Below are 25,844 nucleotides of genomic sequence, written 5' to 3'. Positions count from 1 at the left end.
GGACTTCACACGACGCCGAAGGCGAGGCCGACGCCGATCGCCGCGCAGGCAGCGCCCGCGACGCGGGCCAGCCCGCGGAACCTCAGGCCAAGGCTCAGGCCGGCGGCGATGCCGACGGCATGGAGCATCACGGTGGCGACGGCAAAGCCGGCCATGTACTCGAGCCCGCCGGCATTTTCGGGCACTTCGGTGCCATGGGCGTGGCCGTGGAACAGCGCGAACAGGCCGATAATGGCGACGCCCGCCGAAACGGGCAGATCGACCGCCAGCGCCACCAGCAGTCCCAGCGCCACGACGGAGGCCAGTATGCCCGGCTCGACGAAGGGCATCGGTACATGCGCCATGCCAAGGGCGCCGCCGCCCAGCATGACGCCGACAAAGGCGGCCGGCCACGCCCAGCTCGCTCTGCCGCCCTTGAGTGCCGCCCACAGGCCAACGGCGATCATCACGGTCATATGGTCAAGGCCGGACAAGGGGTGCATGAAGCCGGCCGTGAAGGACGACGTCGTACCGACGCCGACATGGGCGTAGGCGGGCATTGCCGCCGCCAGAAACAGGATCGCCGAGAGGGACAGTCGTTTTGCAGGGATCATTTCGATTTGCCTTCCGTTTCCAGTGTCACGGTGTTCACGCCGCCTTGCGAGGACCGCAGCCCTCGGCCTTGAGGACGCGTTTGGCGGAAGCCGGATATTTCTTCAGCATCGCCGTCGGTCGGATCGGCCGCGCCGAAAAATTTCCGCGGCAATTGGGGCAGACGCCGCCCAGCACGGTTTCCACGCAATCGGCACAGAAGGTGCATTCGAAGGTGCAGATCAGCGCATCCTCGGCTTCGGGCGGCAGGTCCTTGTCGCAGCACTCGCAGTTTGGGCGCAGTTCAAGCATCCCGGTTTCCCTCCTCACCTGATGGGCTCGTGCACGGTCACAAGCTTGGTGCCGTCGGGAAAGGTCGCCTCCACCTGCACGTCGTGGATCATCTCGGCGATGCCCTCCATCACCTGCGCGCGGGTGACGATATGGGCGCCGGCCTCCATCAGTTCGGCGACCGGGCGCCCGTCGCGGGCGCCTTCGACGACGAAGTCGGTGATCAGCGCGATCGCTTCCGGATGGTTCAGCTTCACGCCGCGCTCCAGCCGCTTGCGTGCCACGATCGCCGCCATGGCGATCAGCAGCTTGTCCTTTTCCCTCGGCGTCAGGTTCATGCAGGTTTCCGAATCACAGTGACCATAATTTGGGCAGCCCCGCCCGTCCGTTGAGCAATCCGACAAGCGGAACCAGCCGCTGGCGCAGTTGGTAGCCATCCCCGGCGTAAAGCCTCGCAAGAAGCTTGCCAGATGCCTTCACGCTCCAGAAACTGGCGCCGCCCTGGTCTCCGATGATCTCGCGGACCGGGTCGAGCAGAGCCTCGGCCCGTGTCGACACCAGCAGCAGCGTTGCCACCGCGATCGCGCCGCCGGCGGCGGCCGGACGGGCGAGCCGGGCCGCGATGTCAGGTCCGACGCGGAAATCCTCGCCATGGAGGAGAAAGCCATCCTGGCGAACACGCCAGCGGTCACGAAAAATACCTTGCGTGGCGCGCTCGCCCATGGCCAGGCGGCCGAAGAGAGTGGCCTCCAGCAGCAGCGCCTCCGCCCCGGCGGCAAGCTCGACATCCAACGTGCGGGCGAAGGCTGCCCGGTCGAAGACGATGGTTTCCTGCGGCAGCCAGGCGATGCGGCCGTTTTCGCCGACCGTCAGCTTGACCCGTACCTCCGCATGGTCGGATGCGGCGCGATAGACCTTCTCGCAGGCCTGGGTCGTTATCGACGCCGAGGCATCCGCGCCCACATCCACATCCCAGCCGATGCGGTCGCCACCGGTCAGTCCGCCGGCGGTGTTGATCAGCACCGCCTCCAGCGGATCGGCCGAAACGGCCGGCAGCCTTATCTTGGCGGAGCCGTCCTGATAGAGGCGCCGCAGCCGCGTGCGGCCATCGGCGCTGGCGCAGCCCAGTTGTGCCAGGCCGGCGGCGCGCTGTGCCAAAGCGGGCGAAAACTTCGTATATTCGATCGTATCCACGCCGTCAGGTTAAGCACTGCGGCGGTTTTGTCGATATATAGCTTGTTGCTTGATGGCGTTTCCGTTTCTATAGAGGGAGCCACCTCGGTACGGTCAAGCGATGCTTGGCGGGGGTATAAGGCGACGATCGCGGCCTGATATCGAGGACAAGAAGGCGCTGTTCAGTTGGCGTCGGGAAACGACAAAGTGGGGAAGAAACCGAATGGCTGACCAACTGGCAACGGATATCATCGAGAAGATCAAGGCCCATGCCGAGCCTGGCGGCGAGGAAATCACCACCAACACCGAATTGACGGCGCTCGGCATCCATTCGCTGGAGCTGACCGAGATCATCTTCGACCTTGAGGAGGAATATGGGATCGAGATCGAGATGAACACGGTCGATGCCTGGAGCAATTTGAAGAATGTTGGCGACATGGTCGAGGCCGTTCGCGCGCTGATCGCGAAAAAAGCCTGACCGAATGCTGAGACGCGTCGTCATCACCGGCCTTGGCGGGCTATGCGGGCTCGGCACCGATGTGCCGGCGATCTGGGGCGAGATGCGCGCCGGCCGCTCGGCGATAGGTCCGATCGACAATCCCTTCCTGCACGACCTGAAGGTGAAGACCGGCTGCGAGATCAAGGCGCTGCCCGATCACGGCATCGAGCGCAAGCAGCTGGTGTCGATGGACCGCTTCAGCCTGCTGGCGGTGCTCGCCGCCCGCGAAGCCCTGCAACAGTCGGGATTGGCTACGCATGCCGACAACACCTATCGCATGGGAACCATTGTCGGTATCGGCGTCTGCGGCTTTGAGACGGTTGAGGAAAACTATCGCGCCATCCTGATCGAGGGCAAGAATCGCGCCGGCATCTTCACCGTGCCCAGGGTCATGCCCGGCGCCGCCGCGGGCCAGGTCAGCATGCACCTGGGCCTGCGTGGGCCGGTCTTCGGCGTCACCTCGGCCTGCTCGTCGGCCAATCACGCCATAGCCTCGGCGGTCGACCAGATCCGGCTCGGCCGCGCCGACGTCATGGTGGCCGGCGGCACCGAGGCGCCGCTGGTCTGGGGCGTGCTCAAGGGCTGGGAGGCATTGCGGGTGCTATCGCCCGATACCTGCCGGCCGTTCTCGGCCGATCGCCAGGGCTTGGTGCTCGGCGAAGGCGCCGGCATGGCGGTTCTGGAAAGCTACGATCACGCCATGGCGCGCGGCGCCACCATCCTCGCCGAAATCGCCGGCGCCGGTCTCTCCGCCGATGCCTCGGACATTGTTGCTCCGACCATCGAGGGACCGGAAGCGGCAATGCGCTTCTGCCTGGCCGATGCCGGACTGAATCCCGAGGACATCGACTATCTCAACGCGCACGGCACCGGCACCAAGGCCAACGACCAGATCGAGACCAACGCGATCAAGCGTGTCTTTGGCGAGCATGCGCGCTCGCTGTCGGTTTCATCGACCAAGTCGATGCATGCCCATTGCCTGGGCGCGTCGGGCGGACTGGAAATGATCGCCTGCGTCATGGCTATCCGAGAGGGCATCGTACCGCCGACCGCGAATTACCGCGAACCCGATCCCGATTGCGATCTCGACGTGACGCCCAATGTCGCGCGCGAGCGCAAGGTGCGCGTCGCGATCAGCAACGGCTTTGCTTTCGGCGGCACCAACGCGGTGCTGGCGTTCAAGGCCATCTGATCACGGGGGCAGTGGCCTGCCGAGGGTGGTGAGCGCCTTGGCGGCCGCACACCATGCCCGCCGCGTTCGATTCGGTTGACTGTCCGTGCATGGCGAAACCGTCGCCGCCATATTGATCCCGCCTGACCGTGCGCCTAATTCTTGGCCACCGCCAACACCATGCGCCTTTGGCGCAAATCCCCCCGCTCAGGAGTTTCTCGATGGCCGACCTGTCCGCCTTTCCGATCGCAACCCGTTGGCCGGCCAAGCATCCGGACCAGATCCAGCTTTACTCGGCGACAACGCCGAACGGGGTCAAGGTCTCGATTGCCTTGGAAGAGATCGGCCTGCCCTATGAGCCGCATCTGATCAACATCGGCAAGAACGAAAGCTGGACGCCGGAATTCCTGTCGCTCAATCCCAATGGCAAGATCCCGGCGATCATCGATCCCGACGGTCCGGACGGCAAGCCGATCGGCCTGTTCGAATCCGGCGCCATCCTGCTCTATCTCGCCGAAAAGACCGGCCTGCTCATACCGGCGGACGCGGCGCGGCGCTACGAGACGATCCAGTGGGTCTTCTTCCAGATGGCCTCAGTCGGGCCGATGTTCGGCCAGGTCGGCTTCTTCCACAAATTCGCCGGCCGCGAGATCGCCGACAAGCGCCCACTGGAGCGATACCGTGACGAATCGCGGCGGCTGATCGGGGTGCTCGACGGCAGGCTCAAGGGCCGCAAATGGATCATGGGCAACGATTACACCATCGCCGACATTTCGCTGCTCGGCTGGGTGCGCAACCTGATCGGCTTCTATGAAGCGCGCGAACTCGTCGGCTTCGACGATTTCGCCAATGTGGCGGCTTGGCTGGAGCGCGGCCTGGCCAGGCCGGCAGTGCAGAAGGGCCTGACCATTCCGGCGAAGGCCTGACACAGGCCTATCGCATCATGTGGGAGCAAGGATGTTCCCTTGCAGGTGGTGTTCAGGCGGCGCAAGCCTACTTCGCCTTGGCCTTCGAACCACCCCTGCCGATCACGGAAGCCGCAAGCGAGGCGGCACCGCGTGCGGTGGCGACCATCGCGCCGGCCGCAATATTCGCCGCCGTGCGAACAGCACCAGATTTGGCCGGCGCGGGTTGGCGCGCGCTGGCCGTCTTCGCGGCCGGTACGACCTTTCTGGGGGCTGCCTTGCCGAAAGCGCCCTTGGCGTCTTTCGAGCGTTCGGCAATCGCTGGGCCAGCACCGGCTTTCGCTTGGGTTGCCTTCGCGGGCCTCGTCTTTGCGGGTTTTTTTGCCTTGGTTGCCATCGGAAAATCCCTTACGCCGGACAAACGGGTTCTGAGGGATAACGACGCGAAACTCTTAAGGTTCCCGTCCAGAAATACCGAAAATTAAGCGTGTTAACCAATGACCAGATCGGCGGCCCGGCGCCGGGCCAACACGCGTTCGATGTTGGGCATGTCATTGGAGGCGATCCAGGCGCGCGCATCCTCGTCGGAGCGGCCATGGCCGTGCCAGCGCTCCACCAGGCGCCGCTCGAGTTCATTGCGCGGCACCTCGACGAAGATCGAGAAATCGAACAGCGGCGCCAGCCGTGACCACGGCTCTTCGTCGAGCAGAAGGTAGTTGCCTTCGACCAGGATGAATTTCGTCTGCGTGCCGACGATCGCCGCCGCGGCGCGCGACAATTCCATGTTGCGGTCGAAGACGGGAATCGCGATGTCGGGTTCGCCGGCCCGGATACGCTTCAGCAGGGCTTCGAAGCCGGCAAAGTCGAAGGTTTCCGGCGCCCCCTTTCGCGCGCGCAGGCCGCGCGCATTGAGCACGATGTCGTCATAATGGAAGCCGTCCATCGGCACCACTTCCACCGCCCCTTCCGGCAACAGGTCATGCAGGCCGGCCGACAATGTCGACTTTCCCGCCCCCGGCGGCCCGGCGATGGCGACGATGAAGCGCTTCGCCTTGCCGGCGCGCTTGAAGATGGTGGCGGCGAGGTGGGCGATTTCGGACATGGGAAGCCTCCACTTGCCTGGATGGTCCGCACGATGTTTCCGCATCTTGGCGGCAGTTCAGGGAAATTTCAAACCCCGCGCTCGCGCAATCCTTGCTCAGGCAGGGACGGGGCGGCCGATGCGCAGGAAATCGCTGTCGAAGGGCACGTCCCGGCCCGATCCGCCCGCGGCAAGCCGCATGCGACCCCCGGCGGCGGTGATCTCCCCTGGCGGGGTGCCGCCGGACAGGGGCATGGCGCCGATGACATGGCGGAACGAAAGGCTTCGACCTTCGCCGAGCGCAAAGGCGGTCGCCACGCCCTCGCGCTTCAGCCAGTTGTCGCCGATCGAGGCGGCGTGGCCGACGGCCGTGCGGCCGTCCTCGATGCCGAGCACGCCCAGATGGCGCCCGCTCCAGGGCGCGTAGTCGCGCCCGCCATTGCTGAGCCACAGCATGGTGACCGGCAGTTCGGCCGGGTTCTTCAGCACCAGCACGAGGTCGCCCTCGGCCTGGCGCGCCAGTGCCGTCCAGCCCGGCCCGCCATGATTGGCCTCGACCAGGGTGACGAAATCCTCGCGCCGGTCATCCATGCGGTATTCCGCCAGGTCGAGCGTGCCGCCGCCGGCGGCGGGAAACCGGCCGAGATCGGCCGACCGCGCCGGATAGGCCAGCATGTAGCGGCCCCGCGCGGGATCGGGCTCCAGCGGATCGGCTAATGTCGCGGCAAAGCGCTTCGGCGAAAAGGCCAGCCGTCCGCCGCCTTTCATCACCGTCATCGGGTGATGGGCGACGGATATCGCCCCCGACCCGCCGGAAAACACATGTTCCTGGTAGAGGAAGGGATGGCCGTCGATGAGTGTAAAAATCTTGTCGACGCTGGCGCCCATGACCTTGTGCCGCAGCCGGAAGACGGCGCGCCAGCCATCCCGCGTGGCGTTGCTGTCCAGGACATCCCAGGCGCTGTTGGCCGGCCAGCCATGCAGCGGCGCCTCCTCGACGTCGCTGCGCGAAAACGGCGCGCAGAGAAAATCGCCGGACAGGCGAACCGTGCCTTGCGGCAGGTCCTTCGGCAGCGCCTCGCCCGCGTCGACCCAAGGGGCGCGGTGGAGTGGCCGAAGCTGCCTTCCGGCCACATCGACGACCATGTCGGCGATGTGGCCGACAGTAAGATCGAGCGAAACCGAAATACCCTTGGCCTTGATCGTGCTGATGGTCATTGCGCTCTCACCGAATCCGAAGCCGCGAACAGAACCCTTTCAGCGCCGGTTGCGCAAGCACCGCAATCGGCATTTCGCATCAGCTGCTGCCGCGTGTACTCCCGCGAAGGCCTCTGTAGGGCGTAGGGCGCTGCTCCCTAACGAAGGTTTGGGTCATCCGTCGTGGCCGGCGCAGTCCGCTCTCTCCCGCTCATTGCGGGGCGAGGAGCAGGACGAACTCGACAATCCTGGGACTATCAGCCATTAACCAAATGGACGCACCAATCGCGTTACGTTAGCTTCGCCTTATCTCAGCAACAGCATCGCCAGAACGTCTTGCCCTTGTCCAAACTGCGTCCCTTTCCGCTCCTTCAGAGACTTTTCGTCGCCCTTGGCCTGTTGCTGATGGTCGCCGGCTGCTCGACCACGACACCGCCGGATTCCGTGCTGGCCGTGCCCGCGCCGCCGCAGAAATATGCCGCGATCGTCGTCGACGCAAAGACCGGCAAGCAGATGTTCGAGGTCAACTCGACGGCGCAACGCTATCCGGCTTCGCTGACCAAGATGATGACGCTCTACCTCCTGTTCGAGGCAATGGAGTCCGGCCGCGTCACCAAGGAAACGCAGATCCCGGTTTCCGATCATGCCGCCTCGCAGCCGCCGACCAAGATGCGCTTCCGGCGCGGCGAGAGCATCGATGTCGATTCCGCCATCCGCGCCATCGTCGTCAAATCCGCCAATGACGTGGCGGTGGCGGTCGGCGAATATCTTGGCGGCTCGGAGGACCAGTTCGCCGCCATGATGACCTCCAAGGCGCGTTCGCTCGGCATGTCCAGCACCACCTTCCGCAACGCCTCGGGCCTGCCCGACGACGGCCAGATGACGACGGCGCGCGACATGGCGGTGCTCGGCATGGCGCTGCGCCAGCGCTTCCCGCAGCATTTCCACTATTTCTCCGAAAGCGATTTCATGTTCCGTGGCAAGCTCGTGCGCGGCCACAACGACATGCTCGGCCGGGTGCGCGGCGTCGACGGCATCAAGACCGGCTATATCAGGGCCTCCGGCTTCAACATCGTCACCTCCTACAATGCCGACGGCCGCCAGCTGATCGTGGTGGTTATGGGCGCCGACTCAGCCCGCCAGCGCAACGACCATGTCGAGGCGCTGATCCAGCGCAGCCTGTCGCCGACCACGGCCGACGCTAAGACCAGGCTTATGTTCGCCGAACAGCAATAAGTGAGCAGCGAGGAGAGGAGCCTCCCTCGACTTCGTCATCCACGGGCGGAGCAAGGAGCGCAGCGACGCGGCGCAGACCCGCGGATCCATGCCGCGACCTCCGAGCGCCGCTGCGGTGCAAAACTCCGCTCCGCTGCATCCTGCGGTCAACGTCCCCGCATTGTTACCAGGGTCTCCGCGACGCCGCTTCGCCCAGGGACGACGAGTTGGGGACGCCTCGGCCAATCGCGAATGTCCGTGATAGCGCGATGAATCCGCTAAACGCCACAAAAGACCCGCAGCCGGCTATTGTTTCACGACTGTCACGCAATCGTCTGGAAGCCATGGCATAGGCAGCGCAATCCGACAGTGGATATGCCCCGCCACCTCGGCGTATCCTCCCTATCAGCGCCACAGCAGGAGCCAGCATCATGAGCACCGTTCCCAAGGCATCCGAGCAGAAGGCGGCGGACAATGAGAACGACAGCGGCGGCGAGTATTTCGAGGCGCCGATCACGACGGGGGATCCGCACGAGGTTTCGGACGATCATTTCGACACGCCCGAAGTGCCGGACTCCGAACCCGCCGGCCACGGCTCCTCCCGCATAAAGCCGAAGCGGAAGCCGTCGGCGATCTCGGGCCGCAAATTCCGCAAGCGCGACCTGGTGCGCATCGACGATCTGCGCCCGAGCCTTGCCGACCGCATCCGTTCCGACCACCCGGACCTGCCCAAGGGCGCCCGCATCAGCCGCGAGGAACTCGGCCGCTACCGCATGCGCTACATGGAGGAACTGCTGCAGCAGGAGCACGGCGAATTCTCCGAGCTCGACCGCCAGGTGGTGGAATCGATCGCGAGACAAGACACGATTTCCGAAAACTCGGAGGAGGAGTTCGAGGAGCATCGCTCTTTTGCCGACCGCGTTTCCGACAACATGGCGGCCTTCGGCGGCAGCTGGTGGTTCCTGATCTCCTTCGCCAGCGTGCTCTTGATCTGGATCGGCATCAACCTGTTCGAGGGTACCGTCGGCGCCTTCGACCCTTATCCCTTCATCCTGCTCAATCTCCTGCTCTCCTGCATTGCCGCCATCCAGGCGCCCATCATCATGATGAGCCAGAAGCGACAGGAGACCAAGGATCGCCTGCGCTCCTTCAACGACTACCGCGTCAACCTCAAGGCCGAGCTCGAAGTGCGCCACCTGCACGAAAAACTCGATTACCTCATCTCGCGCCAATGGACGCGGCTCGCCGAAATGCAGCAGATGCAGCTCGACGCCATGCACGAGCTGACCGGTGCCAAGAAGGCGAAACGGGCCGTGCGCGGGGTGAGACGGCGGACCGTGAAGGGTGAGGCGGGGCAGTAGGCATTGTTCCCGCGGCGGACGAAAGTCCTCGCCTCTCGAATGACCAGCGATGGACTCGGCTCCAGAGCCCAATGGACCTTTTTGAGGGAATGAGCTCCCAAAAAGGGCAGCGAGCCTGCAAAAGACCGACAGTGCGCGAGCCTGGCCGGCATGTCCAATGCTCGATCTCGGCGCGCCGCCCAATTGCCAATTGCCCGTTGAAGCGCGCGCCGGCTTCCGCTAAGAAGCCGTGACTTGCCGGTTCACCGGCCGGTTCGTTTTCCGGATCACCGGGAAGCACCCGTAGCTCAGCTGGATAGAGCGCTGCCCTCCGAAGGCAGAGGTCACAGGTTCGAATCCTGTCGGGTGCGCCAGTTTTGCCATGTACAACAATGCTTTAGATGCGTGCCGGATCCGTCGTTTTGACGTCGGTCAGTTTACGCGTAAGCGGCAGAGCTAGGCTGAGGTTCCGGCTGGGGCGTCAAAACGACGCCAACTCGTGCCAAAATTGCAAAAATGAGCCCGGATACCTGCCAAACTGGATGATGGAACAGGTGTCAGTTGGTTGACTGCTGCCCATGAAGGCAGCGCTCCGCCACAGTCCGGTTTGGGGCCGTGAACGGACTGGCGGCTTATTGATATCTCGAACCATCCGTGCCGCATCAGGTTCAATCGCGCGTTCTTGAGGGCGCCACAGGGCGCAGTGCAATCCGCGCTGCTGCACAACAGACGTCGACCTTGGCAAAGAGGCCAGTCGCAGACGTGTGTTTCTCGCCGTCGAACTTCTAGCGAGGGTAACTCATCGCTTTGTGGCGTGTCTCAGAAGGAACCTCGCCAAAGATTCTCTTATAGAATGCGGCGAACCGTCCCAAGTCGGTAAATCCATAGTCAAGCGCCGCTTGTGTAACGCCGGCAGGTGCAGCATCAGCCACTGTAAGCATCCGATGGACGTCAGCCAGACGCCTTAGACGCAGGTAGGCTACGGGACCCAACCCGAGCGAGTGCTGAAACGCACGGTGGAGGGTGCGCCGCGAAACGGTGAGTGCTGAACACAATTCCGAGATGTGCACCGGCCTGCCGATTTCCACCCCGTCAACGTAGTCTTCGACATCGCGAACCAGTTTCGCCCCCGAAAATAGCCTGTCGTAGCGCTCGCTGGATACCTCATCGACTATGCCTGATATGAAGGCCTCGATAAGTGACCGTTTGAGGTAACTCACGCCTGCCTCGCAGTGGGGACCTGCCCCGCCGCGCAGCTTTTCAATCTTGCCAGCTATCTCACCGCATGCACCCGTGCGCAGGGACGGCGACCTGTGAAACCTGGAGATCTTGGTCCAAAATTTTGGATCCTGCAGGATGGGCTCACCCGCCGCAAAATCAGCAAGCGCCTCTTCGCTGAGAGTGATCGTCGCGTAGCGCGAGTGGCCTGTAAATCGCCCCTCCTGTTCGACGGATTTGGGAAACACGATGACGTCGCCGGGAACAACCTCAAAGTCCCATTGCGAGACCTCACCGCTGCTCTCCAGCATCATCCCGATCGTAACCATGTCCTGGTTCATCACACCACGAGCCCGGATGTCCGGTCCGAAGTCGCCGGTGCTCAAAGACAGCGAGCCAATTTGCGCATGCATCAAATGCCCGTCGAATTTCCCCGACGCCAATTGCACGATTTTCAGATCCGCACCACGCACCGCTTCACGCAGGTCTTCCGCGGTTTGAAGCCTGAGGATGTGGACTTCCGGCGCGACCGAGTTCGGCCTGACCCCAGGGAGGGCCAGTCCGCCATCCTCGCAACTGTTGGAACGCTGCCTCTCCGCTGAATGTTCGCTCAAACTATCCGACATGGGACGATCCCTAAGACCCTCCCCCGCAGCCGACATATAGCATTTTTCCACGCAAACGTGTGGTGAAAACGGCTCGATGGTTAAGTTAAAAATCAAGTGTACTTGTTTGTGGCCGAGCGAAAGGCTTCGGACGCCTCATTCTCCACATGGCGAGCACGTCAGGAATAAACCAACATTTGCACTTTTACCTAAACAGGTGGATTGCAAGTCGGCCATTGGCACAAATCGCATAGCGACGGGGCCCTTTGGCGTTTAGGCTGAAACATCGAAAATGAACACGCAAGACCTGTCGGCGAACCAAGGGGCGTGTCGTGAATACAGACCACGAAGTAGATGTTCGATCGATCCAATATCTGGCAATCAGCTGTTTCGAAGCCCGCGAGGAGCTTGAGCGTGTCCTTTCGGATCCGCAGTTTCAGTGTTCGGAGCGAAACAAGAAGTTTCTTCGCTTCGTTGCGGAAGAGCTTTTTGCCGGACGTGAGGGTGCACTCAAGGCATATTCCATAGCCGTCGACGTCTTCGGTCGCCCTTCGTCCTTTGACGCTTCCACGGACCCGATCGTGCGAATCGAGGCCACTCGCCTTCGGTCTGCACTGTCCCGCTATTATGAACTGTACGGGTCGAGCCGTGAGGTCAGCATTGAACTGCCGAAAGGCAGATATGTGCCAATGTTTGCAAGGCAAAGTCGGGCCGAAGATGATCTTGGCGATCGCTCAGGTATCCTGCATCCCCTTCTAGGGGGGACAACGCCGATCAAGTCTAATCGACCGACGGCAGTCGCGCGCGCAGTTGGCATTCTGAAAGAGATACGCCTTCCCGGTGCTGCCTTGCTCGTTGTGGCGCTGTTCGCGGGTTTCAACCTGCTCAGCAGTTGGAACACGATGGCCATCTCTGAAAGGCCGACTGTGGCCGTCGATCTACAGTTGGACGGTACCAATGATCATGAAGCGACCGCCCTACGTGACCTGCTCATGAGTGCTCTGTCTGACTTCAGCACACTGCGGCTGTCGGCCCCTGACGCTTATACTTCAGGCACGACCGACGAAGCCTCGGCTGCGTCGCCCCGAAGCCGCTACCGACTGGTGCTGAAATACAGCTCGGATGCGGTCGAGAAATCAGTCTGGTGGCAGGTGGTCGACCAGCAGACAGGCGAAGCACTTCAATCCGACAACGAGCGCGTTCGCGTCGATGCCGCTGCGTCCGCCAATCCGGACGAACGGCTCGTTTCCCGGCTGGCTTCGCGCATTGCCTCGCTGGATGGCGCGATCAATACCCTCGAAGCCAACAAGGATTTGGAGCATCCGACGCTGGGCAACGGTTGCGTTTTGCGGGCCAGCCTAGCCTTGAGCATGCCGACTCCGAAGGCCTTGGAACAAGCGAGGATTTGCCTTGAGCGCACATTGGCGCAGCGCCCCTACGATGCGGACGCTCATGCGATGCTGGCCTCGATACTCCTGTCAATCGATCAGCCGGACGCGGCGACCGATCTGACTGCGGCCGCTCACGAACATGCCGCCCGTGCAGCAGCGTTGGCCCCGGAATCCTCCCGCAGCTTCACGGCCAAGATGATGGCAGAGTTTCGTGTAGGCCACGTCGAAGCCGCGATATCAGCTGGGCGCAGGGCATTGATGCTCAACCCTTACAACGCCACGCTGGCAGCTGCATTCGCCAGGATACTTTACTCTACTGGCGAGCGAGACGAAGGGGTAAGGCTTGCCAACGATGCCCTGAAGGCCGACGGGTTGCCGTTGCCTGACGCTGAGTGGACGCTGGCGTTCGACGCGTATCGCCAAGGACAACTGAGTGCCGCCTTGGTCCGCCTGAAACGCGAGGCCAACGGGTGCTATCTCACCGACCTTTTGTTGACGGCAACGCTAGGACGCTTGGGGCGGGAGGGAGATGCCTCAGCGATCATCTCCGACATACGCAAAGCACGCCCCAATTTCGATCAGGATTTCCATTCCGATATGTCCCGCCGTCATCTTGATCCGCAGTTGACCGCGGAACTTGCGCAAGGGCTCCAACTCGCCGGCCTTCGCCTTCAATAGAGCGGAACGATCGTCAACTCGTAGCCATCTTTCTCGCTTCACTTTCCTGCTGGAGTTCGCGAGCTTCCCGCTGATCGCGCTCGAGGAAGAAATTGAGGAATGTGCGGATCACGGCAATAGCTGCCAGGCGGCCCACATCGTCCCAACTCGGCGCGACCGAAGTCTCGATGATGTCGGCGGCAAGCTGGAACGTGAGGCCGGCGATCAGCCATCTTGCATGACGCATCCACACCGCGCGGATAGCGTAGTGGCCGTCCGGGTGGCTAAGCATCACTCTTATGCCGTTTACGAAGGCCTCGAGCGTCCCTGCAAGGATCAGGACCAAGGCCAGAAGATCGATGATCGGGGCGCTGACTTCAGCCAGCTGGTTCAGCCATTGTCCCAGGATCATGGGTCGCCACCCCCATTGAGACGGACGATGCAGCGAAAACCAAGATGTGAAATCGACGTGTCGACCGGCTGTGCCATGCGCGCTGCGGGACGATAGCGCCGGCAGTAGTTTGGCGCGCAGAGATGCGAACCGCCCTTGGTCACCTTGCGCGGGATTTTCACATCGGGCTGGCGGGGGTCATAGCTTGCCTCACGCGCAGCGCCGCGCGGATTGTCAGCCGTGCAACACGGACTGTCGATCCTGCCGTGTTCCTGGTACCAGTCCGTCGTCCACTGCCAGACGTTGCCGGCCATGTCGAAGAGCCCGTAGCCATTGGCCGGGAACGAGCCAACCGGTGCGGTGTACTCGTATCCGTCCTCCAGCGTGTTGCGATAAGGGAACTCGCCCTGCCAGGTGTTGGCCATGTGCCGGCCGTCCGGCGTGAATTCGTCGCCCCAAGCGTAGTCGGCGCCGTCGATTCCACCGCGCGCGGCAAATTCCCATTCCGCTTCCGTTGGCAGTTCCTTGCTTGCCCAGCTTGCGTAGGCTTGAACATCCTCATAGGCGACGTGCACCACCGGATGATCGGCGAGCTTCCTGATGGAACTGGCAGGGCCTCTTGGATGGCGCCAGTTGGCGCCGCGCACGTAGACCCACCAGTTGTAATGGTTGCGCATATCGACCGGTCCGGCCGGCTTCTTGAACATCGTCGAGGACGGCGAGAGCATGTCTGGCAAGGCGCCGGGATAATTGTCCGGGTTGGCGGGTTTTTCAGCCAAGGTCACGTAGCCGGTCGCAGCGACGAAGTTCTCAAAGTCGCCGTTGGTAACGGTAAATCGGTCCATCCAGAAACCATCCACGCGCACACGGTGGACAGGCGCTTCCTCAGGATAGAATTTATCCGAGCCCATCAGGAAGGAACCACCCGGGATCCAAACCATGTTGCGGAATAGGGGGGCGTCGGCAATGACGTTGTTGGCGTTGATTGGGGCAATGTCATTCATCACTTCATTTCCAGCCTGAATGAAGAACGTTCCCCAATCCCTGAGAACGGAAAGGAGTATGTGCCATCGTTAGCTTGCCTCTGTGCCGCTGATTGCGTGCAGCCGCGAGCGCCATTTCACGTAGGGGACGCAGACGATCGCACCGACGAGCAGATGCCAGATCACCACGGCGACCACCGCCTTTTCCTCGGGAAAGGTTGCGCTGGCGATCGCCATCGCCACCCCGGGATGACGTGTGCCGGTGGCGAGGGCAAGCGCGGTCCTGTTGTCCGCAATCGGTCCGCCGAGCGTATGACCGATTGCGACGCCGACGATAGTGAAGACGGCAAGTGCGACAAGCGTGCCGTTGCCCACCATATCGCTCATGGAAGGCCAGATCTTGATCAGGACCGGGATGAAGGCCACGACCAGTAGCACCGTGGCAAACAAGGACAGTGGGCGCGCTGCACGTTCCGCAACCGCAGGTGCAAACTGCCGGACCAGGAGGCCGGCAAGAAGCGGAACGAGGATGCCGGTGACGACGATGGAGATGATCTTGCCTGCAGGCACACTCGTTTGAAGCTGCAGCGGCTGATTGATCAGCCATATGCCCAACGGCACAATGAGGATCGAGAGGATTGCCATGGTTACCAGCAGCCCGGCGACATAGGAGGTGCCCCCGCCAGCCTTCCTTTGCTTGCCGGGAAGGACGGGCGGTACGGGCGACAGGGCCAGTGCGACCAAGGCGATCTTGGCCGCAGGATGCAGATTGAATACCAGCGCCATCAGAATGGCGAGGATGGGCATGACCACGTTCATTGAAACCATTGAACGCAAGAGCAGGCTGGGTTGACGGAAAAGGGAAGTCGCGTCGGCCCAGGTTGCCTGGAGCCCAAGCGCAAGCACCAGCAACGCCATACTGAGGTTGATCGCCATCGGGATGAGTTCTGCAATGGTCATCAGGGGTGGCTTTCTGCAGTGTTAGCAGGCGGGCGCGAAGATCTGCGGGGCGACGTCCGATGCCGCCCCGCCTTCAACCGGAATGACCTAGTTGCCAATGCCTTCAGCCGCGGCTTTCAGCACCGCTCGCGTGAACTGATCCATGTCCGCATCGGGCGGAGCCTGGCGAGCCGGAAAATCCTTGAACGTCGCCATCTTCTTTTGAACAATCGCCGCTATCGGCAACACGGTCCAAAGTTTCGCGACCGCGTAGTTGGGATAGAATGGTGCTTCCATGTGTTGTTCGAACGGGTCGTTGCGAAGATTCACAGGCCTTGGCACCGTGGTCTTGAGCATGGCGCCGCCGAACCAATCGTCCTTCGATTCGAAGTGGACCTTCCAGTTGTTGTAGCGAATGGCAAACAGGTTGCGCTCGCCGAAGTACATAAATTCGTGCCTCGGTGACTCATCGACTTCACCCTTGAGGTACGGCAGCAGATTGTAGCCGTCGATATGCACCTTGAAATGCTTGCTGCCGGCATCGTAGCCGTTGAGCAGCTTTTCCTTGACATCGGGGACCCCAGCTGCGGCAAGGACCGTCGGCAGCACGTCCTCAAGGGACCCGATGCCGTTCAGGACCTGGTTGCCTGTTATACCGCCTCCGGGCCAGCGGATCAGGAACGGCACACGAAAACCACCCTCCCAGCCGAGGCCTTTTTCGCCGCGGAAGGGCGATGTGCCACCATCGGGCCATGTGAATTTTTCGGCGCCGTTGTCGGTAGAGAAAATGACGATGGTGTTGTCGGCAATACCGAGATCGTCGAGCTTCTGCAGCAATTGGCCAACAACCCAGTCCAGCTCTTGCATCCCGTCAGCGTATCTGCCGAGTTTGGTCTTCCCTTCCCACCGCTCCGACAGATGGGTCCAGACGTGCATTCTGGTGGTGTTGTGCCAGAGCAGGAATGGCTTCCCGGCTTCATGCGCGCGGTCGATGAAATTCAACGACTTGTCGAGGAGCGTGTTCTCGATCGTCTGCATGAGCTTGGTGTTCAGGGGCCCGTGATCCTTGATCGTCTGCTTGCCGACACGCCCGAAACGCTCATCAACCGTGGCATCGTCCTTGTCGGTCGCCTTGCATTCGAGGACTCCCCGCGGCTTGAAGAGTTTCTCGAAAAGTGCGTTGTCCTTTGGGTAATCCGCCTGCTCTGGCTCCTCTTCAGCATTCAGGTGGTAGAGATTGCCGTAGAACTCGTCGAAGCCATGCACGGTCGGCAGGAATTCGTTGCGATCGCCAAGATGGTTCTTGCCGGTCTGTGCGGTCATGTAGCCGAGCGGTTTAAGCAGGTCGGCAATGGTCGGATCTTCAGGCTGCAGTCCCTGCGGTGCACCAGGCATGCCGACGGTGGTGAGTCCTGTGCGGAGAGGGATCTGCCCGGTAATGAATGCCGCCCGACCAGCCGTGCAACTCGCCTGTCCGTAGAAGTCGGTAAATAGCGCTCCATCCTTGGCAATGCGGTCGATGTTCGGTGTCGGCAAGCCCATTATCCCGCGATTATATGCACCGACATCGAACCAGCCGATGTCATCCGCGAAGATCAGCAGAACATTTGGTTTGTCAGTTTTCGGTGCCTTGGCCATCCTGTTACTCCTCGGGTTGAAAACAAAGCTCATTCGATGACGTGATTGAGAAGCGCGGATCGACCCGTTAGCCGCCGGTCCCGTCGGTGAATGGTCCAACGTTGAAGATCATACTGCTGATCGCCACGAGACCGATTAGGAGCAAGATCACGGCTGTGAGCAGCGTGAAGGAAACGGGATAGCCGCTTTCGCCATGGATCAGCCCGGCATCGCGCATGGCTTTACGCTCATGACGAAGTCCGGCCATGAACAGGATGTGGTAGATAATCCCGACAACGAGCATCAAGATGCCGAGCAGCACCAACGTGACGCCGAAATTACGCGGGGCCGCGGCATGGGCGAGTGTGCCGGCGTCTCTGAGTTTCTGGAATACCTGGAAGATCGTGAAGCCGAAGCTGATCAGCGACAGCGCCGTACGGATGACAGACATCAGGGTGCGGTCGGCGCTCATGCGGGTGCGCTGGAACGACATGCCGGTACGGCGCGACGACAGTTCGGTGTTGATGCGGTCGGACGGTGATTGTGCGGTGACTTGTTCAACGCTCATTGCAGGATCCTGCGAACCGGGCAGTGTCGAGATCGACCAGCACTCTTGGATGCAGCCGCAGGATTTCGAAGTACGTTACCGTAACGATACGTGTCCGGAGGGCTGAACTGGCGGCATTGACTGCCGCAGGAGGAGAAATCACTCTGCTGCGGGATCGGCCTTTAGAATTGTCCCGAGCTGATCGGGAGCCGGCGCATTTCTCTTTCCCTCCACGATCGCGATGGGAGCACTGACCGTCGTTGCCGCGACCTTGCCGACCGTTCCCACCGTGCCGGCAATCACCATGCCCAGTCCGTCGCCAAGGCCTACTCGAGAGTCCGTCAGGATTTGACCGGAGGCCAGTTGAGCTCCCAGCAACGCCACGATTTGAGGACTCTCGGCGAACTTGCTGTGATTCAAGCGATCGTTCGTCTTTACGTTGGTCAAGTCGATGACCGTTATTCCCGCAGCCTGAAGCTTCGACTTGTAGGGCTCCTTTGACGGATCAATCTGGCCTACCCGGTCGACATCGCCTGAAATCAGACGTGAGATCGCAAGCGCCCTATCGTCGCGAGAGATCATGATCGTAAATTTCGGCTTTTCGAGTCCGAGTTCGGTCCACTGGCGCCCGAAGACATCCACATCAAGGTCGGGAGATGCAAGAATTACGTTCCTGATCTTCGGCGAGACCCGACCATCCTGCAGTGCCATTTGCCTTAGCCCCTCCATGGCGAGCCAGGTTCCCATGGAATGGGCCATGACGGTTATGTCCGTCACGCTGCGATCATCGGCCAAAGCCTTCAATGCCCGCTCGAAGGCAGTGCGGGAAAAGTTGGTGCTTTCCTTGTCGTAATTGTAGTCCAGGACGCTCGCGCGCGACGGCCATGTGAAGAGAATCGGGGTAACCTTCGCCCCGGAGTCATGGACGAATTGCGCAAACCGAAAAACGGAATCCTCGTAGCGGTTGTTGAAGCCATGAACGAAGACGAGCACATGACCGTTCGCATTGTGAGCATGCAGCCAGTCGCCCGCCTGAGGGACCGAGAGGTTTTTCGCGGCAACGACTGCAAAGTCCTTTTGGGGATTGGGTGGCAGCTTTTTCGGCCACTCGACCGTGCCGGACGCACGGCCTGGCGGAATTGAAATTGTCAGATCGGTCAAGGAGAGTGTCGGACTGCGCTCGCCCGTGAACAACGTTGCAGGATCGCCGGAAGGTTTGCGGCTGGTCGCCACCAACATCGTCACGTCAGACGCTGACGGTGACAGCGTATTGGCGGCTATCGGCGCCAGCACGCCTTCCGGTCCCCCTCCGCACGCCGTCAGCGTGAGCAGGCATAAAGCCGCGACAATGTTGCTAACCCAGTTGCACATTGAGTAGCACCTGGTGTGTCCCGCCGCTCAAAATTTCCCGGAAATGTCGAAGAACACCGCGTCGCCCTTCATGCGGTGCTCGACCTCGACCTCATGAGCCCATCTCAAGGTTAAATCGACCTCGGTTTTCTCGCCGAACCTGGCCTTGTATTTAACCAGCGGCCCGACGGCGATCGAACTGCCCCTGAAACCGCCATGGGCGTCGGCGAACGTGCTACGGTCATTTTCGATCTGGTCCAGGAAGCCTGCGATCGCACCCACGGACAGGTTCTCGGTCACGGCCTTTGTGACCGAGAGATCGAGATGGGCCATCGCGCCGCTATAGTAATCGGTGTCCTGGTTCTTGGTGTTGATGTCCACGCCGAATTTGGCCGAGAGATCCAGCCCATGTTGCGGGACAAGATAGGTGAATCCGATCGCCGGCGTGAATGTCCAGTAGTTCATGCCGATGAAGGCGAGGTCCCCCTCCTTCCATTCACCTGTAGGTGCGGTGATGGTCAGAGACGCCGATAGCCACGTATTCATGGCATCGTTGTGCCAGCCGAACACGAGCGGTGCGAAAGCGATGTCGCCAAGTCCGGTGACGTGCTGGTCCGTCCCGAAGGGGCCGACCTCGGCGGAGGCCGCCGTTCGGCCCAGCGGGACGGCAAGCTGGACGGCGTAAGTCCAGTTTCCCGGCAAGTGCAACTCGGGCACATAGACCCCCGCAAGGATCGCTGCATAGGTATCACCTGTGAGGCCCGCCGCGACGGAACCCTTGCCGAAGGGCACCTCACCACTTGCTTCGCCGTGGTAATAAATGTTCGACATTGCCCAATAGGCTGCTCCCGGCGTGGGCGGCACAATGCCGGCGCCAGGGCCCGCGAAGGCGCCAGGGATATAGCGGCCCGCGACGGCCTCGGTGGCATTTGCTTGCCTGGCGGGAGCGAATGCCACAAGAGCAGCTGTCGCGGTTATCAGCCAGGCAGGTGATCTTGCTTTAGTCATTGTCTCCCTTTCTGCACCGAGGTCGCATTGGTCGCTAAAAATTGACCAGCGAAACGCCGACCTCCATGTTGAAGTCGTAGGGTCGGTCGTTGCCGATACCGACACCTGGCCTGATGTAGCCGTTGATCGCGCCGCCGTTCGTGAGCTTGCCAAGATTGAAGCCCAGGGCGACCTCCCAGGACATGGGTTCTGTCTTGGCCTCGAAATCGTAACTTGCGGTCAAGTCCGACGTCAGCCACCAGCGTTTGGCGTGCGGCTTGTAGACGACGTAAAGATCGAAATCGCCGCGATTGACGTTGGCCCGGGCGCTGTCGCCGGCGAATGAAAAACTTTGGATGTAAGCTGGCGCGATGATGACCTCCGGGCTGGCAAAATAAGCCCAGGTCAATCCGGGTGCCGCGACCCATTTGCCGGTGCCGAGCACGTCCTCGGAGGCGGTCGGCGCGTAGATCTCGGTGCTGAGGATAAACGCCTGCCGCCTGCTTAGATATGGGATCCAGCTGAGCTTCGCGGACATGTCGCCGAGGCCGAATTCGTCGTCGCCGGTCAGACTGGTTGCATCAAGCGGCAAGGTCAGGCGAACCGAAGCCTTTCCGTCGAAAAACGGCTCGGTGTAACGGATGTTGGTGATGTCGTAGTATTCGTCCCCCGGCAGGAATCGATACTCGTTCGAGAACGAAAGGGTCCGTGTCAGAACGGCAGGGTTCGTCCCGGACGTATCCTTTGCCTCCTGGGCCTCGGCGCCGCCGGCAATGGGTAGCGCAATAGCAAAGGCAATGGCGAGGATGCGGCAATTTGAGCCTGACGTTGTAGCCGCAGCTCCCGGCCCCTGGGGCCGGAAATTGCCAGCCAGCGGAGTTGGCGCTTCGCCAGAGCGAGTGTGCCCCATCAACATCCCCGGTCACGACCCCTCTGCTGCGCGCCGGAAGCTTTCGGCGCATCACACCATTGAATCGGAATGCCTGGATGCGAAGTACGTTACAGTTACAGAGGCAAGGCTTACTCACGCCGCCATGATGTCCCTGACTGATCACTGGCACATGCGGATGATATCGTTTTCCAGTTCGGTACACAGCTCTTCGTATTCCTCTATCGCGGCACGATTCGAGTTCGTCGTTTCCTTCCTCAACCGCTCCAACGCTGCGCTGGCATCCTCGTAGGCGCCGCACAAACCGAGCAGATTGGCATTCGTCGCGCTGCGGATTTGAAGTGCGCCGCGCAAGGCCGGCATCTTCAGCATGAGCCTTATCAAGCCTCGACGATCATGGTCGTGTTCCGAAGGCATGGCCATAGTTTCAAACCGGATGAACAAACAACGGCAACTCCGGTCATGTCGCTTGAGAAATGAGAAGCCGGCGGAGGGAGCACGTTTCTATAATCATCGTCGCAGCGGCAGAGGCACGCCAGCACTTTACTGTTACAGCCGAGTTCTCCAGGCGCCGTTCAGGTCACGATCTCGGCGTTTGAACCGCCTTATCCGGCACAGTGAGGGACCGCCGTCATCAGCGTAAACGTTCCGCGAAGCCCATCGGCAGGAAGCGCTGCCTGTTACCGTTTCGTATCGGTATGTACGGCAGCGGAGTCTTGTGCCTCAGAGTGCAATTCCTACTCTGATTTTCAGATGTGCTCGGCAGTCTAGCGGGCTTCCTGCCTTGTTAGTCCGTCACACGCGCAGCTGCCGCAGCGATCGGCTCCGCAGTCGGAGTCCTCGCCGGCGCGACACACCAAACCGCTGGAGTTCGCGATGCCAAGACAGGTCATATCCAAAACCCTCATCCGTCCTTGCGGTTGGCTTCTTGCCAGCGCCCTGACAGTCCTTCCGATCGGCAACGCGATGGCCGACGATGCAAAGGATTTGCTCAAGGCCATGTCGGACTACATGGCCAAGCAGAAGACCTTCTCGTTCAGCTATGACTCTTCCGTGGAAGCCGTCACACGCGATTTCGAAAAGCTTCAGTTCGCAAGCTCCGGCAAGGTCGATGTTGAAAGGCCAGACAAGATCAGCGTGTCGAGAATTGGCGGCTTTGCGGACATGGAAACAGTCTTCGACGGCACGACCTTGTCGATCCTCGGCAAGAACCTGAATGTCTATAGCCAGGTGGAAGCCAAGGGCACTCTCGACGACCTAGGTGAGCAACTTTCGAGTGCCGGCATTGATCCGCCAGGAGCCGATATGTTGGCGTCAAACGTGTTCGATACGCTTATGGACGGGGTCACCGACGCCCGGCATATTTCGAGCGCCTACATCGACGGCGTCGAGTGCGAGTATCTCGCCTTCCGCTCTCATGACGTTGACTGGCAGATATGGATCCAGACTGGCGATCAGCCAGTTCCACGACGGTATGTCATCACCAGCAAACACCTGTCGCAGGCCCCGCAATACACCCTTGAGACCAGGGATTGGAAATTCGGGTCCGCGGTGGCGGCAAACGACTTCAAGTTCAAGGCGCCGGCGGGCGCCAAGAAGGTCGACCTGGGCGACATCGCGCAGATCGATGAGGTTCCAAGCCCTGAAGACGACGGAGACCAGCAATGACCAGGTTCGGCAAGCTCCTGACGGCATCGATTTTTGGTGGTTTCCTGTGCGCTGAAATCGGACCCGTTTCCGACCTCGCTTTTCTCGGGGTTCTAAACCCGGTTTCGACCGCCCAAGCAAGGATCGGTCGTCCGTTGACGCCACTATCCTATGCCGGTGTCGCGCGCCGCACGGTTCGTCGGACAGAACGGCGCGTCATCGCTCGGCAAATCGCCGTGCTGCCCCCCGCCTGCGTCTACGGTCTCTACTACGGGCACTACTACTACAATTGCGGTGGCATCTATTATGCGAGATCGGGCGGTGTGTACGTCGAAGTCGTCGTTCGGTAGATGAGCCCGATCATGGACAGACGCTCGGTGCTCGCCGGCATACTGGCTGCCGGCCTGCCGCTTTCCGCCGTCCTGCCCGTGCGCGCGCAAGCAGGACCTCTCGCCTCGTGGCATGAGGGGCCAGTCAAAACTTCGATCCTCGACTTTGTCGGCAAAGTCACGACGCCGTCCGCCCGTGATTTTGTCATCGCGGACGAACGTATCGCGGTTTTCGACAACGACGGAACCCTGTGGTGCGAACAGCCAATCTATTCTCAACTCGCCTTCGCATTGGATCGGGTGAAGCTGCTCGCGCCTGACCATCCCCAGTGGCAGACGCAGGAACCTTTCAAGTCAGTGATTTCTAACGATCTGGCTGGCCTGGTTCGCTCGGGCGAGAAAGGGATATTCGAAATTGTGGCAGTGACGCACGCGGGCATGACGACCGACCAGTTTGATCGCGCTGTCGTCGATTGGACCAGGACGGCCAAGCATCCCCGGTTCCATCGCGGCTATACCGAGCTTGTTTTCCAGCCGATGTTGGAACTGCTCGAGTTCCTGCGCCAAAACGAATTCAAGATTTTCGTGGTCTCGGGCGGCGGTATCGACTTCATGCGTCCCTGGATGGAAGCGGTTTACGGCATCCCGCCGGAGAGGATCGTCGGTTCGTCGGGACTGACCAGATACGTCGTAGGTGCAGATGGCCGACCGGCTTTGATCAAGGACGCCAAAATCGACTTCGTCGATGACGGTCCCGGGAAACCTGTTGGCATCCACAAATTCATCGGTCGCAGACCCATCTTCGCGTTCGGCAATTCCGACGGCGATCTGCAGATGCTGCAGTGGACCGCCGCCGGAAGCGGTGCGCGGTTTACGGGGATCGTGCATCACACCGACGGTGACCGCGAATATGCCTACGATCGCGACTCTCCGGTCGGAAAGTTGGACAAGGCGCTAAGCGAAGCCGCCAACGGCCATTGGGTCGTCGTTGACATGAAGCAGGACTGGAAAGTGGTTTTCCCGTCTTGAACGCACGGGCCTCGTCGGGAATTCAATGCACGAGAGCTAAATACGCTAGGTGGAGAATGATGATCGGAAAACCGTTTCGTGGCGCAATGGCCGCAATCGTCATGCTTGCCGGAGGAGTGACCCATGTGGCCGCGGCCTCGATGGAGGCACTGCAAGGCGCATGGACGATGAACGGGACGGGATGTGAAGACAACTTCAAGAAGCGAGGCAAGGGGTTTGAATACAAGGACCGTAGTTCTACGCTGACAACCGGAATCATCGTCTCCGGCAGCAGGGTCCTCGGACCGAATTCCAGTTGCACTGCGGAGAAGATATCACAGAATGGGGATCATTTCTCTGCGCTGTTGAGTTGCTCGGATGCTATTCTTTTCCGCAGTTTCTCGGCATCGTTCCGCGTCATCGACAAGACTCATTTCGAGCGCTTCGACCCTCAATTTCCAGAGGTTTCCGTCATCTACTACAAGTGCGAATTTTGAAATGACGGTCGATTTTGGGTAAGAAGCCAACCCACGAAAAATGTCCCGCGACCGAAAGCGACAAGGCGCGGTCCGTAAAGTGGTTGCAGGCAAATCGCCGTCCCATAAACGTCACGTTGTCCCAGGGTCAAACCGCGGATTTGCTTGCAATCACGATGGCGCTGCAAGCGAGCCTTCGCACAACCCTGGACCACTTGGCTGTTGTCGCGTATTGCCCATCGTCGACCGCCTTCTTCAGAATATCACCGAGGGTGCGATACTCCTGCTCGCTGAGACGGCGAGCGTTGACCCTGTCCTTCGGCTTGCGAACGCCATGCACCGGATTCTGATCGATGATGCCGAGTTCGACCGCATAGCTGAGAATGCCGCCGAAGAGCCCTATCGTTCGAGCCGCTGTACCGGCTCCACCGCGCACGATCGCGCGCCCACGCAGCTTGCCCGTCTTGACGTTCGCGCGCGTCTTGCCCGCCATGATGTCCTTCATGGCTTGCGTGATGTCGGACTTGGCCAAATCCCGCACCCTTCGACTGCCGAGCAGCGGAACGATGTGGCGCTCGACGCGCCCGACATCGGTGGAGATTGTCGTCGCCTTCTTGGGCCGTCCTCGTTTGCCGAGCACGAGGCCATTCTTGAGATCTTCGAGGTAGCGGGTGCAGAGTTCCTTGACCGTGATCGCCTCGCGATCGAGCTTGCGCTCCTCGGCGGGGTTGCCGCCCCTTGCGACTTGGCCGAGGAGGACTTTCGCCTCGCGCCTGGCTTCCTCAGGCGTCCAAACTCCGTGCAGGCCGACGTGAGCGGCCAGCAGTGCGATACTGTACAACGTAGCTGCGCTTGCCCGAAGCAAAGACACGCAAGCCAAAGCCAGGCAGGTCTTCGTCCCATATCACATAGTCCGACGATTTTATTTTGGTGGCATCGACGGTTCGTTTGGTCAGCTTCGCCATGCTAGGGTGTCTCCTTGACAGAATCCCCGCGTAAGCACGACAGGGAGGGGTTTGAGCCGTCCCGTCGTACCGTCGGCGCAGAATGATTTCAAATTTGTTTTGTGATTTCAGAGGCATAGCGCGCATTCGGATAGAATCGGATAGTTTCGGCGAAAGCCACTATCCATTCTCCGAAGGCAGAGGTCACAGGTTCGAATCCTGTCGGGTGCGCCAGTTTTCCCTTGAATATCAGTTGACTACTTGGCTTCACGCAATCCACCGCACCGGATGCGCTTAGGTTCGCGTAAGCACGAAGCCAGTTTTTCGATACGCGGGACGCGCCAAGAGCACATTTTCCCGTTGCCGGCATCGCATGCGATACGGCTTTTTCGTGGAATCGGCATTGCTCGCGCTGCCTGTAGGG

General features: G+C 60.9%; 27 protein-coding genes, 1 tRNA gene and 1 pseudogene. 11 read left to right on the top strand and 18 right to left on the bottom strand.

Annotation, left to right across the window (positions count from 1 at the left end; genetic code table 11):
• Positions 1-5 precede the first annotated feature (5 nt).
• Genes EB230_RS03015 through EB230_RS03000 form a run of 4 tightly spaced genes read right to left on the bottom strand, consistent with a single transcriptional unit; the run spans position 6 to position 2,055 of the window.
• Positions 6-593, bottom strand: coding sequence for a HupE/UreJ family protein (locus tag EB230_RS03015; protein ID WP_065005425.1), 588 nt, complete (start codon positions 591-593; stop codon positions 6-8).
• Between the two features lie 34 nt (positions 594-627).
• The gene (locus tag EB230_RS03010) at positions 628-882 is read right to left on the bottom strand and encodes a DUF1272 domain-containing protein (protein ID WP_056568580.1); all 255 of its coding nucleotides are present in this window, start codon (positions 880-882) and stop codon (positions 628-630) included.
• 14 nt (positions 883-896) lie between these two features.
• Positions 897-1,199 (bottom strand): urease subunit gamma, encoded by a 303-nt coding sequence (locus tag EB230_RS03005; RefSeq protein WP_056568583.1) that lies wholly within the window; start codon positions 1,197-1,199, stop codon positions 897-899.
• 13 nt (positions 1,200-1,212) lie between these two features.
• Positions 1,213-2,055 carry an urease accessory protein UreD gene (locus tag EB230_RS03000; protein WP_056568587.1) on the bottom strand — a complete coding sequence of 281 codons (843 nt, stop codon included), beginning with the start codon at positions 2,053-2,055 and terminating at the stop codon, positions 1,213-1,215.
• Positions 2,056-2,257: 202 nt separating this feature from the next.
• On the opposite strand from EB230_RS03000, the gene EB230_RS02995 reads away from it, so the two are divergent.
• From EB230_RS02995 to EB230_RS02985, 3 genes are all read left to right on the top strand, one after another.
• Positions 2,258-2,512: an acyl carrier protein gene (locus tag EB230_RS02995; protein ID WP_056568590.1), complete on the top strand. Its 255-nt coding sequence runs from the start codon at positions 2,258-2,260 to the stop codon at positions 2,510-2,512.
• A 4-nt stretch (positions 2,513-2,516) separates the two neighbouring features.
• Complete coding sequence (locus EB230_RS02990; protein ID WP_056568593.1) at positions 2,517-3,725, top strand: beta-ketoacyl-[acyl-carrier-protein] synthase family protein; 1,209 nt, start codon at positions 2,517-2,519, stop codon at positions 3,723-3,725.
• Positions 3,726-3,925: 200 nt separating this feature from the next.
• Positions 3,926-4,630 (top strand): glutathione S-transferase N-terminal domain-containing protein, encoded by a 705-nt coding sequence (locus tag EB230_RS02985; protein WP_056568596.1) that lies wholly within the window; start codon positions 3,926-3,928, stop codon positions 4,628-4,630.
• Between the two features lie 67 nt (positions 4,631-4,697).
• Here EB230_RS02985 and EB230_RS33045 read toward each other — a convergent pair whose 3' ends face one another.
• The 3 genes from EB230_RS33045 to EB230_RS02970 form a co-directional block, all read right to left on the bottom strand.
• The gene (locus tag EB230_RS33045; protein ID WP_056568599.1) at positions 4,698-5,006 is read right to left on the bottom strand and encodes a hypothetical protein; all 309 of its coding nucleotides are present in this window, start codon (positions 5,004-5,006) and stop codon (positions 4,698-4,700) included.
• A gap of 93 nt (positions 5,007-5,099) precedes the next feature.
• Positions 5,100-5,711, bottom strand: a complete 612-nt coding sequence (locus EB230_RS02975; protein WP_056568602.1) for a nucleoside triphosphate hydrolase — start codon at positions 5,709-5,711, stop codon at positions 5,100-5,102.
• Positions 5,712-5,807: 96 nt separating this feature from the next.
• Positions 5,808-6,908: a hypothetical protein gene (locus EB230_RS02970; protein ID WP_172371297.1), complete on the bottom strand. Its 1,101-nt coding sequence runs from the start codon at positions 6,906-6,908 to the stop codon at positions 5,808-5,810.
• A gap of 321 nt (positions 6,909-7,229) precedes the next feature.
• On the opposite strand from EB230_RS02970, the gene EB230_RS02965 reads away from it, so the two are divergent.
• The 3 genes from EB230_RS02965 to EB230_RS02955 all read left to right on the top strand — a co-directional run bounded on the left by EB230_RS02965 (position 7,230) and on the right by EB230_RS02955 (position 9,816).
• Positions 7,230-8,123 carry a D-alanyl-D-alanine carboxypeptidase family protein gene (locus EB230_RS02965; protein ID WP_172371295.1) on the top strand — a complete coding sequence of 298 codons (894 nt, stop codon included), beginning with the start codon at positions 7,230-7,232 and terminating at the stop codon, positions 8,121-8,123.
• Between the two features lie 410 nt (positions 8,124-8,533).
• Complete coding sequence (locus EB230_RS02960; RefSeq protein ID WP_172371293.1) at positions 8,534-9,463, top strand: DUF1003 domain-containing protein; 930 nt, start codon at positions 8,534-8,536, stop codon at positions 9,461-9,463.
• Positions 9,464-9,739: 276 nt separating this feature from the next.
• Positions 9,740-9,816 (top strand) — tRNA-Arg (locus EB230_RS02955).
• Between the two features lie 411 nt (positions 9,817-10,227).
• Here EB230_RS02955 and EB230_RS02950 read toward each other — a convergent pair.
• Entirely contained in the window at positions 10,228-11,286 is a 1,059-nt protein-coding gene (locus EB230_RS02950) for a helix-turn-helix transcriptional regulator (RefSeq protein WP_172371291.1), read from the bottom strand.
• 311 nt (positions 11,287-11,597) lie between these two features.
• Between EB230_RS02950 and EB230_RS02945 the strand changes: the two genes are divergently transcribed.
• The gene (locus tag EB230_RS02945; protein WP_172371289.1) at positions 11,598-13,334 is read left to right on the top strand and encodes a hypothetical protein; all 1,737 of its coding nucleotides are present in this window, start codon (positions 11,598-11,600) and stop codon (positions 13,332-13,334) included.
• Positions 13,335-13,347: 13 nt separating this feature from the next.
• On the opposite strand, the gene EB230_RS02940 is transcribed toward EB230_RS02945, so the two are convergent.
• The 9 genes from EB230_RS02940 to EB230_RS02900 form a co-directional block, all read right to left on the bottom strand.
• Positions 13,348-13,725, bottom strand: coding sequence for a DUF1622 domain-containing protein (locus tag EB230_RS02940; RefSeq protein ID WP_065005423.1), 378 nt, complete (start codon positions 13,723-13,725; stop codon positions 13,348-13,350).
• A complete protein-coding gene (locus tag EB230_RS02935; RefSeq protein WP_172374973.1) occupies positions 13,722-14,645 on the bottom strand; it encodes a formylglycine-generating enzyme family protein in 924 nt (307 codons plus the stop codon). Before EB230_RS02935 ends, EB230_RS02940 begins: the two co-directional genes overlap by 4 nt.
• 132 nt (positions 14,646-14,777) lie before the next feature.
• On the bottom strand, positions 14,778-15,647 hold the full coding sequence (locus EB230_RS02930; protein ID WP_056568622.1) for a hypothetical protein: 870 nt from the start codon (positions 15,645-15,647) through the stop codon (positions 14,778-14,780).
• A gap of 87 nt (positions 15,648-15,734) precedes the next feature.
• Positions 15,735-17,264, bottom strand: a complete 1,530-nt coding sequence (locus EB230_RS02925) for an arylsulfatase (RefSeq protein ID WP_056568625.1) — start codon at positions 17,262-17,264, stop codon at positions 15,735-15,737.
• A 67-nt stretch (positions 17,265-17,331) separates the two neighbouring features.
• Positions 17,332-17,811: a DUF202 domain-containing protein gene (locus tag EB230_RS02920; RefSeq protein WP_246738905.1), complete on the bottom strand. Its 480-nt coding sequence runs from the start codon at positions 17,809-17,811 to the stop codon at positions 17,332-17,334.
• Between the two features lie 138 nt (positions 17,812-17,949).
• The gene (locus tag EB230_RS02915; RefSeq protein WP_056568631.1) at positions 17,950-19,161 is read right to left on the bottom strand and encodes an alpha/beta hydrolase; all 1,212 of its coding nucleotides are present in this window, start codon (positions 19,159-19,161) and stop codon (positions 17,950-17,952) included.
• A 27-nt stretch (positions 19,162-19,188) separates the two neighbouring features.
• Entirely contained in the window at positions 19,189-20,097 is a 909-nt protein-coding gene (locus EB230_RS02910; RefSeq protein ID WP_056568633.1) for a transporter, read from the bottom strand.
• A gap of 85 nt (positions 20,098-20,182) precedes the next feature.
• Positions 20,183-21,043 carry a hypothetical protein gene (locus EB230_RS02905; RefSeq protein ID WP_172371287.1) on the bottom strand — a complete coding sequence of 287 codons (861 nt, stop codon included), beginning with the start codon at positions 21,041-21,043 and terminating at the stop codon, positions 20,183-20,185.
• Between the two features lie 135 nt (positions 21,044-21,178).
• Entirely contained in the window at positions 21,179-21,388 is a 210-nt protein-coding gene (locus EB230_RS02900) for a hypothetical protein (protein WP_244494010.1), read from the bottom strand.
• Between the two features lie 504 nt (positions 21,389-21,892).
• Between EB230_RS02900 and EB230_RS02895 the strand changes: the two genes are divergently transcribed.
• Genes EB230_RS02895 through EB230_RS02880 form a run of 4 tightly spaced genes read left to right on the top strand, consistent with a single transcriptional unit; the run spans position 21,893 to position 24,497 of the window.
• Positions 21,893-22,684: a DUF2092 domain-containing protein gene (locus EB230_RS02895; RefSeq protein ID WP_172371285.1), complete on the top strand. Its 792-nt coding sequence runs from the start codon at positions 21,893-21,895 to the stop codon at positions 22,682-22,684.
• Positions 22,681-23,013 carry a hypothetical protein gene (locus tag EB230_RS02890; RefSeq protein WP_155772471.1) on the top strand — a complete coding sequence of 111 codons (333 nt, stop codon included), beginning with the start codon at positions 22,681-22,683 and terminating at the stop codon, positions 23,011-23,013. The genes EB230_RS02895 and EB230_RS02890 overlap by 4 nt, the downstream gene beginning before the upstream one ends.
• A gap of 12 nt (positions 23,014-23,025) precedes the next feature.
• Positions 23,026-24,021: an HAD family hydrolase gene (locus EB230_RS02885; protein WP_246738903.1), complete on the top strand. Its 996-nt coding sequence runs from the start codon at positions 23,026-23,028 to the stop codon at positions 24,019-24,021.
• Positions 24,022-24,077: 56 nt separating this feature from the next.
• On the top strand, positions 24,078-24,497 hold the full coding sequence (locus EB230_RS02880; protein ID WP_172371281.1) for a hypothetical protein: 420 nt from the start codon (positions 24,078-24,080) through the stop codon (positions 24,495-24,497).
• 208 nt (positions 24,498-24,705) lie between these two features.
• Here the strand turns inward: EB230_RS02880 and EB230_RS02875 are convergent.
• A pseudogene (locus tag EB230_RS02875) lies at positions 24,706-25,441 on the bottom strand (integrase arm-type DNA-binding domain-containing protein); the annotation flags it as partial.
• Between the last annotated feature and the right edge of the window lie 403 nt (positions 25,442-25,844).

This window comes from Mesorhizobium sp. NZP2234 (assembly GCF_013170765.1).
In the GTDB taxonomy this organism is placed as follows: Bacteria; Pseudomonadota; Alphaproteobacteria; order Rhizobiales; family Rhizobiaceae; genus Mesorhizobium; species Mesorhizobium loti_D.
Note: the sequence above shows the minus strand (reverse complement) of the source record. Positions and strands in the feature narration are given on the sequence as shown.

Excerpts from the sequence above, each read along its gene's own strand:
- EB230_RS03015 (WP_065005425.1), bottom strand. The coding sequence starts at position 593 with ATGATCCCTGCAAAACGACTGTCCCTCTCGGCGATCCTGTTTCTGGCG.
- EB230_RS03010 (WP_056568580.1), bottom strand. The coding sequence starts at position 882 with ATGCTTGAACTGCGCCCAAACTGCGAGTGCTGCGACAAGGACCTGCCG.
- EB230_RS03005 (WP_056568583.1), bottom strand. The coding sequence starts at position 1,199 with ATGAACCTGACGCCGAGGGAAAAGGACAAGCTGCTGATCGCCATGGCG.
- EB230_RS02995 (WP_056568590.1), top strand. The coding sequence starts at position 2,258 with ATGGCTGACCAACTGGCAACGGATATCATCGAGAAGATCAAGGCCCAT.
- EB230_RS02990 (WP_056568593.1), top strand. The coding sequence starts at position 2,517 with ATGCTGAGACGCGTCGTCATCACCGGCCTTGGCGGGCTATGCGGGCTC.
- EB230_RS02985 (WP_056568596.1), top strand. The coding sequence starts at position 3,926 with ATGGCCGACCTGTCCGCCTTTCCGATCGCAACCCGTTGGCCGGCCAAG.
- EB230_RS33045 (WP_056568599.1), bottom strand. The coding sequence starts at position 5,006 with ATGGCAACCAAGGCAAAAAAACCCGCAAAGACGAGGCCCGCGAAGGCA.
- EB230_RS02975 (WP_056568602.1), bottom strand. The coding sequence starts at position 5,711 with ATGTCCGAAATCGCCCACCTCGCCGCCACCATCTTCAAGCGCGCCGGC.
- EB230_RS02970 (WP_172371297.1), bottom strand. The coding sequence starts at position 6,908 with ATGACCATCAGCACGATCAAGGCCAAGGGTATTTCGGTTTCGCTCGAT.
- EB230_RS02960 (WP_172371293.1), top strand. The coding sequence starts at position 8,534 with ATGAGCACCGTTCCCAAGGCATCCGAGCAGAAGGCGGCGGACAATGAG.
- EB230_RS02950 (WP_172371291.1), bottom strand. The coding sequence starts at position 11,286 with ATGTCGGATAGTTTGAGCGAACATTCAGCGGAGAGGCAGCGTTCCAAC.
- EB230_RS02940 (WP_065005423.1), bottom strand. The coding sequence starts at position 13,725 with ATGATCCTGGGACAATGGCTGAACCAGCTGGCTGAAGTCAGCGCCCCG.
- EB230_RS02935 (WP_172374973.1), bottom strand. The coding sequence starts at position 14,645 with ATGGTTTGGATCCCGGGTGGTTCCTTCCTGATGGGCTCGGATAAATTC.
- EB230_RS02930 (WP_056568622.1), bottom strand. The coding sequence starts at position 15,647 with ATGACCATTGCAGAACTCATCCCGATGGCGATCAACCTCAGTATGGCG.
- EB230_RS02925 (WP_056568625.1), bottom strand. The coding sequence starts at position 17,264 with ATGGCCAAGGCACCGAAAACTGACAAACCAAATGTTCTGCTGATCTTC.
- EB230_RS02920 (WP_246738905.1), bottom strand. The coding sequence starts at position 17,811 with ATGAGCGTTGAACAAGTCACCGCACAATCACCGTCCGACCGCATCAAC.
- EB230_RS02915 (WP_056568631.1), bottom strand. The coding sequence starts at position 19,161 with ATGTGCAACTGGGTTAGCAACATTGTCGCGGCTTTATGCCTGCTCACG.
- EB230_RS02905 (WP_172371287.1), bottom strand. The coding sequence starts at position 21,043 with ATGTTGATGGGGCACACTCGCTCTGGCGAAGCGCCAACTCCGCTGGCT.
- EB230_RS02900 (WP_244494010.1), bottom strand. The coding sequence starts at position 21,388 with ATGCTGAAGATGCCGGCCTTGCGCGGCGCACTTCAAATCCGCAGCGCG.
- EB230_RS02895 (WP_172371285.1), top strand. The coding sequence starts at position 21,893 with ATGCCAAGACAGGTCATATCCAAAACCCTCATCCGTCCTTGCGGTTGG.
- EB230_RS02890 (WP_155772471.1), top strand. The coding sequence starts at position 22,681 with ATGACCAGGTTCGGCAAGCTCCTGACGGCATCGATTTTTGGTGGTTTC.
- EB230_RS02885 (WP_246738903.1), top strand. The coding sequence starts at position 23,026 with ATGGACAGACGCTCGGTGCTCGCCGGCATACTGGCTGCCGGCCTGCCG.
- EB230_RS02880 (WP_172371281.1), top strand. The coding sequence starts at position 24,078 with ATGATGATCGGAAAACCGTTTCGTGGCGCAATGGCCGCAATCGTCATG.